Below are 1,208 nucleotides of genomic sequence, written 5' to 3'. Positions count from 1 at the left end.
TTTTTTTTTGAGCAAATTGAGCACATATTTAGGTTCAAATCCAACTTATTCATAAAGCATACTGCTGTCCCACAGGAAACTGTTTCATAAAACTAACATATCATACGGACTCGATGGTCCATTAAACCAGACACAAGTAGACATCAGCACCACAAATACTTGACGAACAGAGGCTCGGGATGACCAGGCACATCGGCAGCTCCACCAAACTGGCTGATTACTGACCACCACGGAGGCGGAGCACCAGGTGGAGGGTGGACTCCTTCTGGATGTTGTAGTCGGCGAGGGTGCGTCCATCCTCCAGCTGCTTGCCAGCGAAGATCAGACGCTGCTGGTCTGGGGGAATCCCCTCCTTGTCCTGGATCTTGGCCTTCACATTATCAATGGTGTCGGAGCTCTCAACCTCCAAAGTGATGGTCTTCCCAGTCAAGGTCTTCACGAAGATCTGCATACCACCACGGAGACGAAGCACCAGGTGGAGGGTAGACTCCTTCTGGATGTTGTAGTCGGCAAGGGTGCGGCCATCCTCGAGCTGCTTGCCGGCGAAGATGAGACGCTGCTGGTCTGGGGGGATGCCCTCCTTGTCCTGGATCTTGGCCTTGACGTTGTCGATGGTGTCCGAGCTCTCAACCTCCAGGGTGATGGTCTTGCCTGTGAGGGTCTTGACAAAGATCTGCATACCACCACGAAGGCGGAGCACAAGGTGGAGGGTGGACTCCTTCTGGATGTTGTAGTCAGCAAGGGTCCTGCCATCCTCCAGCTGCTTGCCAGCAAAGATGAGGCGCTGCTGGTCCGGGGGAATGCCCTCCTTGTCCTGGATCTTGGCCTTGACATTGTCGATGGTATCAGAAGACTCCACCTCGAGGGTGATGGTCTTGCCGGTCAGAGTCTTCACGAAGATTTGCATGCCTCCCCTGAGACGGAGGACAAGGTGAAGCGTTGACTCCTTCTGGATGTTGTAGTCAGCAAGGGTCCTGCCGTCCTCAAGCTGCTTGCCGGCAAAGATGAGACGCTGCTGGTCCGGGGGAATGCCCTCCTTGTCCTGGATCTTGGCCTTGACGTTGTCGATGGTGTCAGAAGATTCCACCTCGAGGGTGATGGTCTTGCCGGTCAGTGTCTTGACAAAGATCTGCATGCCACCACGGAGGCGGAGGACAAGGTGGAGGGTGGACTCCTTCTGGATGTTGTAGTCAGCAAGGGTCCTGCCA

The 1,208-nt window shown here is 54.6% G+C and carries 1 protein-coding gene; it reads right to left on the bottom strand.

Features of this window, described 5'->3' with window-relative positions; all coding sequences use genetic code 11:
- Positions 1–217: 217 nt before the first annotated feature.
- The coding region (locus PR699_RS19730) for a polyubiquitin (RefSeq protein ID WP_272577904.1) at positions 218–1,208 on the bottom strand (991 nt) is incomplete at its 5' end.

It is taken from the genome of Providencia sp. PROV268 (assembly GCF_028477805.1).
Classification (GTDB): domain Bacteria; phylum Pseudomonadota; class Gammaproteobacteria; order Enterobacterales; family Enterobacteriaceae; genus Providencia; species Providencia stuartii.
The sequence above is the reverse complement of the archived record's forward strand: the minus strand, read 5'-3'. Positions and strand labels throughout refer to the sequence as shown.